The organism is Allobosea sp. 2KB_26, from assembly GCF_052115715.1.
GTDB lineage: Bacteria > Pseudomonadota > Alphaproteobacteria > Rhizobiales > Beijerinckiaceae > Allobosea.
On sequence record NZ_JBFRHE010000017.1, the window covers coordinates 100,272 to 108,101 of the forward strand.

A 7,830-nucleotide genomic window follows, 5' to 3' on the forward strand; every position below is an offset into this window, starting at 1 on the left:
ATGAAGGCGCTTCGACATTTTCTGTTCAGCCCGGCTGCCGTGCTTGGCCTGCTCCTGCTCATCGGTATCGTCGGCCTCGCAATCTTTGCCGATCTGCTCTACCCGCGCGATCCGCTGGCGCTTGCCGGCCGGCCCCTGCAATGGCCCTCACTCGGTGGTCGGTTCCTGCTCGGAACGGATGCTTCGGGCCGTGATATCGCGGCGCAGATTGCCCACGGCGCGCGCACCACATTGCTGATGGGTATGGTCTCGACACTGATTGCGATTGCGATCGGTATCGTCGTCGGTGCGCTCGCCGGCTTCTATGGCGGCATGACGGATGACGCCTTGATGCGCATGACGGAGGCCTTCCAGACGCTTCCGAATTTCATCCTGCTGCTCGTGCTCGTGGTGGTGGTGGGTTCGAATATGACGGCGGTGACGATTGCGATCGGCGCCGTTTCCTGGCCGGCGGTGGCGCGTCTGACGCGCGCCGAGTTCCTGACCCTGCGCAATCGCGAGTTCGTCCAGGCCTGCCGGACACTCGGCCTGACCAACCGCTGGATCATTTTCCGCGAGGTCCTGCCCAACGCGCTGGCGCCGATCATCGTCTATGGCAGCGTCGTGATGGCGACGGCGATCCTGCTCGAAAGCGCGCTCGCCTTCCTCGACCTCTCCGATCCCAACATCGCCTCCTGGGGCAACCTGATCGGCCAGGGGCGCAAGGTCTTGCGCAGCGAGTGGTACGTCTCCGCGATTCCCGGCGTGGCGATCCTGCTGACGATCCTGTCCGTCTCCCTGGTTGGCCAGGGACTGAACGATGCGCTGAACCCGAGGCTGCGCGGCCGATGACCCCCCTCGTTCGTATCGAAGATCTGTCGATCGCCCTGCCCGGCGGGGCTGACCGGCCTTATGCGGTCGAAAAGCTCTCGCTGACCCTCGCGCCGGGCGAGATCGTCTGCGTGGTCGGGGAAAGCGGTTCCGGCAAGTCCATGACCGCGTCGGCGCTGATGGGGCTGCTTCCCACCAGCCTGCCGGTGCGCGGCGGCAGGATCATGCTCGGCGAGCGAAACATTCTCGGACTTTCCGAAGACGAGTTGCGTGCGATCCGGGGTCCCGAGATCGGCATGATCTTCCAGGAGCCGATGACGGCCCTGAACCCGCTGCGAACCGCAGGCGACCAGATCGCCGAGATGTTCCGGGCTCACACCAAACTCTCGAAGCAGGAGATCGGGGCTCGCGCGTTGAAGCTGCTGGACGAGGTCGGCATTCCCGAGCCGGCTTCGGCCTACCGGGCTTATCCCCATGAGCTGTCGGGGGGGCAGCGCCAGCGCGTGATGATCGCCATGGCGCTCGCGCTGGAACCCAAGATCCTGATCGCGGATGAGCCGACCACCGCCCTCGACGTCACGATCCAGGCGCAGATCCTGACGCTGATCAGGGACATCCAGCGGCGCACTGGCATGGCCGTCCTGTTCATCACCCATGATTTCGGCGTCGTTGCGGAGATCGCCGACCGGGTGATGGTGATGCAGCATGGCCGCGTCGTCGAAAGCGGAACTGTCGGCGACGTGCTCAATGATCCCAAGGCAGACTATACGCGCGCGCTGATCGCGGCGGTTCCGAGCATCACTCCGCCGCCGCCGCGGGTATTGCCGAATAAGACGATCGCGACGGTGCGCGATCTGTCGAAGACCTATCGGACCGGCGGTGGTTGGTTTGGACGGCAGCGCCGCGTGACCTATGCGGTCAAAGCGGTCGATATCGATCTGCCGAGCCGGGCTACCCTGGGCATCGTCGGCGAAAGCGGTTCGGGCAAATCGACCCTGGCACGCTGCATCGTGCGCCTGCTCGATCCCGATCACGGAACGATCGAGCTCGATGGTGTCGATTTCGGCAAGCTTGGCGGCGAGACACTGCGCCGCCACCGCCACCTCGTCCAGATGGTGTTCCAGGATCCTTACGCTTCGCTCAATCCGCGTCGTACGGCCGGGGACCTGGTCTCCCAGGGGCTGGTCGCCCGCGGCGTGAAACAGGACAAGGCCCTGGCTCGGGCCAAGGAGCTGTTCACGTTGGTGGGGCTTGATCCCAGCGCCACCGATCGCTTGCCGCATCAGTTCTCGGGCGGGCAGCGCCAGCGCATCGGGCTCGCCCGGGCGCTTGCGCTCGAGCCAAAGATCCTGGTCGCCGACGAGGCAGTTTCGGCGCTCGATGTCTCGGTCCAGGCACAGGTTCTGCAGCTGCTCGTCGAACTGCGCGATCGGCTCTCCCTGTCGATGATCTTCATCACGCATGACTTGCGCGTCGCGGCGCAGATCTGCGACCGGATCGCGATCATGCAGCGCGGCGAGGTCGTCGAGCACGGCGTTACCGCCGAGATCTTCGCTGCTCCCAAACATCCTTATACGCAGAAATTGCTTTCCGCCGTCCCGGGAAGAGTCAACGCAGTGGAGATGTCCCGATGACCGAGGTTCACGAAGCCGGCGAGACATTCGTCATCCAGCCCGGCCAGGCGACGAGCTATTGGCAACCTGTTCCGGCCAACGGGCATATCGAGGTGGTCGTCGATCCCGCGCGGGTGCGCATGGACCACCCATTGGCTCTGGGAACTCAGACGGTGCCGCCTGGTGGCTATGTCCGTGAACACAGCCACGATCGCCACGAGGAGGTGATCTATTTCATCAAGGGCAAGGGGCGAGCCGTGCTCGACGGCAAGGACGTCCCGCTCCAGCCCGGCACCGCGATCTTCGTCGGCAAGAGCCGCCGGCATATGTTCATCAACGAGGGGACCGAGGACCTGCACTGGGTCTGGCTGATCGTGCCGAACGGCCTCGAGGACTTCTTCCGTCTGATCGGCCGTTCGCGGGTCGCGGGCGAGGCGGCGCCGGCCAATTTCCCGCGCCCGGAGAATGTTCTCGAAATCGAGCGGCAGACGGTGTTCGCTGCGCCACCAACCGACCAACGCAAACCCTGATCTGTTGCAATGGGACTGCCATGAGCAGGAAGCGTATAGGGCTGATCGGCTTCGGAACGATCGCGCGCGAGGTGCATGCGCGCCTCCAGCAGCCGGCGGCCTTTCACTTCACCGTGCTGCTGCGGCCGGATTCCCCGAGCTGCAGCGCCGTACCCGAGGGCGTCGAGGTTACCACAACGGTGTCGGAGCTGATTGGCAGTCGACCCGACCTCGTTGTCGAGGCAGCCGGGCACGCCGCCGTCATCGAGGCCTTGCCGGACGTCCTGGCGGCTGGTCTGCCGGTTATCGCGGCTTCCACGGGGGCCTTTGCCGATACTGATTTCCTGGCTCGCATGACCAGGATTGCGGCACTGAGCGGGGCGCGGCTCATCCTGCCATCCGGGGCCATCGGTGGGCTCGATTATCTCGCGGCGCTACGCGAAGCCGACCATGCCCGGATTCGCTACACCTCGCGCAAGCCACCGGCCGCGTGGGCGGCCGAGCTGGCGCAAGCCGGGCTTAGCGAGCGGTCGCTTGTCGCCGAGATCGTGCTCTATGAAGGTAGCGCGGAGGAAGCGGCGCGGCTCTATCCGAGGAACCTGAATGTCGGGCTCACCATTGCGCTCGCAGCGCGTGCAGCACGGGTGACGACGCGGATAGTTTCCGATCCCACTGCAACGGGGAACATTCACGAGATCGAGGCGGAGAGCTCCCTCGGCTCGGCCTATCTGCGCTTCACCAACTTGCCCTCCGCCGGCAACCCAAAGACTTCGGCAATCACGGCCTCCAGTCTGGTCGCTGCAATCCGACGCCAGTTCGACATCGTGGCCATCTGACGCGGGAATTCGGGCGCGCTTGGCCGGGAGAATTTCATGACTCACATGGTGCTGCCGCCGCTCGCGGACCTCGTTCCCGCTGCGCTCCGGCCGGGCGCCGAGCTTCTTGCCGATGGCGCGGTCATGGCGCGCCATTGGCAGGTCGGTCGCAACCTTTTCCTCGACACGATGGGTGTTGCTTCCGAGGCGGCCTACAAGCGCCAGGCGGCCGTTCAGGGCCGCATCATGCAGCACGCCCATATCGGCTTTCGCAGCGTCGACAGAACGCTGGACGCGATCAGGACCGTGCATGAGAGCTGCGCCAGGCTCGGCACGGTGGTCGATCGCTTCGGTATCACCCTGGACTGGTCGATGGGGTATCCGCTTGCCCAGCGCTCCCAGCGTCCGCGCGGCACCGGCATCGTCCTCGACGGGCCGGAGGACTTTTCGCGGATCACCGGCGTGGTGCCGGCCGCGGCGCATTTCGGCGATTTCATGCTGGGGTTACCCGGCGCCGTGGAGAATACCCGGGCCGCGCTGGCAGCCGGGGTCACCACTGTCGGGAACCTCGGCCAATATTTCACGTTCCGCCTCCCCGATTGGGACGACGATGTCGCCACCACGGAGGCGACCGTCACGGCGCTTGGGCTGATCGCCGCCCAGCCGGTCGAAGTGCTGGTTCATTCCAATCTTGACGACGGCTTCGCAGGTCTTTTCGCCGATATGAGTTCGGCGCTCGGCATGGTTCTGATCGAGAAATACATCGTCGACGAGTTGATCGGTGCCAGGGTCTCGCATTGCTACGGGCACCATTTCACGGCGCCGCTTATGCGGCTCGCCTTCCACCACGCACTGATGCAGGTGTCGGACACGCCGGGAAGCATGATCTTCGGCAACACGGTGAGTTACAGATCCACGCCGGCCGGGAATTTCGCAAGTCTGGCGAGCTACCTCCAGGCCGATATCTGGTCGCTGCAGCGCCGGGCGAGCGGGCATGCGATCAATCCCGTTCCGGTGACCGAGAACGAGCGCATCCCCGATACCGACGAAATCATCGATGCACAGGTCTTCGCAGCCCGGATGGTCGAGCACGCGTCCGCCAATCTCGGCCTGATCGACCTGGCTTTGGTCGACGGGATGGCCGCAAGCCTCATCGCCGGCGGCCGGGCCTTTGCCGGCAAGGTTTTGACGGGCCTGCAGGAGGCTGGAATCGACACGCGTGACCCTGCAGCTCTCATGCTGGCCTTGCGCCGGATCGGCCCGAAGCGCCTGGAGGCACTCTATGGTGCGGGCTCGATCGACCGTGCGGCGTGGGGCGGCCGGCGCGCCATCGTGCTCGCCGAATGGGTCGAGGAGCTGCAGCACGCTACAGACTCCTGGGTCGCGAAGGTCCCGGTCGCCGCCCGGTCGCTGCTCGGAGCGAGCGGTCTCAAGGTTTGTGTTGCCAGCAGCGATGTCCACGAGCACGGCAAGAATCTGATCGAGCACCTCCTTACGAACCTCGGAGTCGAGGCTGTCGATGGCGGCACCTCGGTGGACCCCGATGATCTGGTCGAGATCGCGCTGTCACAGGGATGCGATGTCATCGCCATCAGCACATATAACGGCATCGCCCTTCGGTTCGCGACCGAGGTGTTGGGCGCACTCGAGCGGGCGGGGCGGTCCATCCCGGTCTGCATTGGCGGCCGGCTGAATCAGATTCCTGACGATTCGAACTCCGGGTTGCCGGTCGACGTGACCCGCGAGATTTCGGCGCTCGGCGCCCTGCCATGTGAGACGCCGGAGCGAATGGTCAGCGAGCTCGAAGCCCTGGCGCGCTCGAAGCGTGGCGACAGGCGGTCGGGGAGCGCGTTCGGCTAGCCCATCGCCGCAATTGCAGTTTCCCTCTCTGGGATCTGTTTCCGCGGAACTTTGTGAGCGGCCTCGCCGCTAGGAGATTACGTTGTCGCCCCGCCCCCGGGGCTCCCGATCAGATCGAGCGTGCGCTGATCTGGCTTGCCGTCGAAAAAGCGCTGCAGGCCTCGCTGGAAGATGGTGCCGTCGCTGCCCGAGGCCAGCGCAAAAAGCGTCATGCTGGAGCGCAGCTTCATGTCGTCGGGGGAGCCGAAGATGGTGTGCGCCGATTGGCCCTCGATCTCCAGGATCGCGGCGGTGCACGCGACGAGGCGGGGACCGAGGACGGGATCGGCGAGATAGGCACGCGCTTCCGCCAGCGAGGCCAGGCCGTAGCGCGCTGCCGTCGGCGAAAGGCCGAGGCCGCGCAGCTGCGGGAAGACGAACCACATCCAGTGGGTCCGCTTCCGGCCTGCTCGCAGCTCGGCAAGAGCGGTTTCGAAGATCGGCTCCTGGGCGGTAACGAAGCGCTGAAGGTCGTGAAGCTCCGTCACGGCTTGCCCTCCCATCGTGTGGCGCGGCAACCACCCGGCTGAACGACTTTCCGAGTGCCGCCGCGGCTTCCTATTCTATGTGAAGAAACGCGCGGGGCGGAAATCGGCGAGCTCCTGCCGTTCGATGCCGGTCAGGATCTCGTCCGCGGCCATGGCCCCGAGCGCCGGCGAGAGCGTCGCGCCGCTATGCGTGACCATCAAATAATAGCCGTCGAGGCCAGGTACGGGCCCGATGGCCGATAGGCCATCCCTGGGGATGGGGCGCTGGGTGACGCGCGTGGCTTCGGGCTTGATTGGTGCAATACCGGGAAGGATCTTCGTGAGCCGCTCGATCACGATCGCAGCCTGCGCCATGCCGGGATGCTCGCTGACCTCGGGCGTCACCTGCGCGTCGGCTGCTCCCCAGTGCACCATCAGCCTTCCCGCGCCATCCGGTCGGAAATCGCAAAGCGGCGACGAGATCACGCGCTGGATCGAAGCCGGCACGGGTGGAGTGAAGACCAGGAAGCCGACCGTGGGTTCCAGCGGGATATTGGGTGCAGAAGTGCCGATCGTGTCGTTGGACCAGCGGCCGGTGCAGTTCACCACCATATCGGCATGGAATGTCTCGCCGGTTTCGCAGCGCACGCCTTTGACCTTGCCCCCTTCGACGAGGAGGGCCTTCACTCTGGTCTGTGTCCTCAGCTGCGCGCCAAGCCGGGATGCCGCGCGCATCATGGCGTGGGCATAGACGACCGGGTCGAGCCAGCCATCGCTCGGGTACCAGGCGATGGGCGCATCACCGATCGCCTGAGGATCGATGTCCGGCTCGAGTTCGAGCAGCTGCTTGCGGTCGATCCACTCGGCCGCGTAGCTCCAGTTCTGCAGGCGCGAAACCTTGGTGCGCTGAGCGTCGCGCTCGGCCTCTGCCTTCCATTCGACGCGACCGCCGCCATGCCACCAGGGTGTTGCGCCAAACTCCTCCTTCAATGCTGCGTGCGCCTTCATGCCGGCGACGTTCAGGTCGTGATAGCTGCGAGGCTCCTTGTTGCAGGCGTTGGTCCAGGCGAAGCTGATGCCGGACGTGCCGCCGCCGACCCGTGTCGCCTCAAGCACGGTAACGCGCGCGCCCGCGAGCGCGAGGCGGTAGGCGACCGAGGTTCCGAGGACTCCGGCACCGATCACGATGATCTCAGGCATAGTATTCTCCGGCACAGTGTGAATCCGCTCGTGATGCGGTTCAGTCCGCGCACCGGCTTGTTGCCGGCGGGCGTCCTGGACTGCCGCGAGCGGAAGCGAGGCAGACCTGGGAATGTGCAGAGCGCCGCGTTCGGCGTCCAGACCGGCAGCGCAGATCCTCGGGCATGTCGTGGGAATGGCCGGTCGCTGTCCGGGATCGCCCCCAAGACGGTGCGCGTGAGAAGGACCTTCGCTGCCGTCGATGGCGGCGTCCCGCGCCTCGGAATGGAGCAGATCCGGGCCCGGGAAGTGGATAACTCAGCAAGGCATTGCGATCATTGGTTTTATTTCGGCGCTCTCGGCGACGGGGCGCCAAAATAAGAGGCCCTGTCACGGAACTGTCGGAAAAGTTTTGTTTTGGCGTTGACAGGTGGAGAGGGCGGGGCCTATAACGCGGCCATCGAGACGGCGCCGCCGCTGGCGGGGCCGCTCTACTGCGCTTCATGAGAGCTTCGGGCCTTGTAGCCGAGAGATCGGT

General features: G+C 65.4%; 7 protein-coding genes. 5 read left to right on the forward strand and 2 right to left on the reverse strand.

Annotation, left to right across the window (positions count from 1 at the left end; genetic code table 11):
• Genes AB4099_RS29540 through AB4099_RS29560 form a run of 5 tightly spaced genes read left to right on the forward strand, consistent with a single transcriptional unit; the run spans nt 1 to nt 5,607 of the window.
• Complete coding sequence (locus tag AB4099_RS29540) at nt 1–831, forward strand: ABC transporter permease (protein WP_113517638.1); 831 nt, start codon at nt 1–3, stop codon at nt 829–831.
• Nucleotides 828–2,444: an ABC transporter ATP-binding protein gene (locus tag AB4099_RS29545; protein ID WP_113517637.1), complete on the forward strand. Its 1,617-nt coding sequence runs from the start codon at nt 828–830 to the stop codon at nt 2,442–2,444. The genes AB4099_RS29540 and AB4099_RS29545 overlap by 4 nt, the downstream gene beginning before the upstream one ends.
• Nucleotides 2,441–2,953 carry a cupin domain-containing protein gene (locus AB4099_RS29550; RefSeq protein ID WP_113517636.1) on the forward strand — a complete coding sequence of 171 codons (513 nt, stop codon included), beginning with the start codon at nt 2,441–2,443 and terminating at the stop codon, nt 2,951–2,953. The genes AB4099_RS29545 and AB4099_RS29550 overlap by 4 nt, the downstream gene beginning before the upstream one ends.
• Before the next feature lie 20 nt (nt 2,954–2,973).
• A complete protein-coding gene (locus AB4099_RS29555; RefSeq protein WP_441480718.1) occupies nt 2,974–3,768 on the forward strand; it encodes an aspartate dehydrogenase in 795 nt (264 codons plus the stop codon).
• 36 nt (nt 3,769–3,804) lie between these two features.
• Nucleotides 3,805–5,607: a cobalamin-dependent protein gene (locus AB4099_RS29560; protein ID WP_441480719.1), complete on the forward strand. Its 1,803-nt coding sequence runs from the start codon at nt 3,805–3,807 to the stop codon at nt 5,605–5,607.
• A gap of 77 nt (nt 5,608–5,684) precedes the next feature.
• Here the strand turns inward: AB4099_RS29560 and AB4099_RS29565 are convergent, their stop codons facing one another.
• Complete coding sequence (locus tag AB4099_RS29565) at nt 5,685–6,134, reverse strand: DUF1810 domain-containing protein (protein WP_441480720.1); 450 nt, start codon at nt 6,132–6,134, stop codon at nt 5,685–5,687.
• Between the two features lie 75 nt (nt 6,135–6,209).
• Nucleotides 6,210–7,313, reverse strand: coding sequence for an NAD(P)/FAD-dependent oxidoreductase (locus AB4099_RS29570; RefSeq protein WP_113517632.1), 1,104 nt, complete (start codon nt 7,311–7,313; stop codon nt 6,210–6,212).
• Nucleotides 7,314–7,830 lie beyond the last annotated feature (517 nt).

Bases quoted from the DNA above. Each gene is read 5' to 3' on its own strand.
- AB4099_RS29540 (WP_113517638.1), top strand. From the start codon at position 1: ATGAAGGCGCTTCGACATTTTCTGTTCAGCCCGGCTGCCGTGCTTGGC.
- AB4099_RS29545 (WP_113517637.1), top strand. From the start codon at position 828: ATGACCCCCCTCGTTCGTATCGAAGATCTGTCGATCGCCCTGCCCGGC.
- AB4099_RS29550 (WP_113517636.1), top strand. From the start codon at position 2,441: ATGACCGAGGTTCACGAAGCCGGCGAGACATTCGTCATCCAGCCCGGC.
- AB4099_RS29555 (WP_441480718.1), top strand. From the start codon at position 2,974: ATGAGCAGGAAGCGTATAGGGCTGATCGGCTTCGGAACGATCGCGCGC.
- AB4099_RS29560 (WP_441480719.1), top strand. From the start codon at position 3,805: ATGACTCACATGGTGCTGCCGCCGCTCGCGGACCTCGTTCCCGCTGCG.
- AB4099_RS29570 (WP_113517632.1), bottom strand. From the start codon at position 7,313: ATGCCTGAGATCATCGTGATCGGTGCCGGAGTCCTCGGAACCTCGGTC.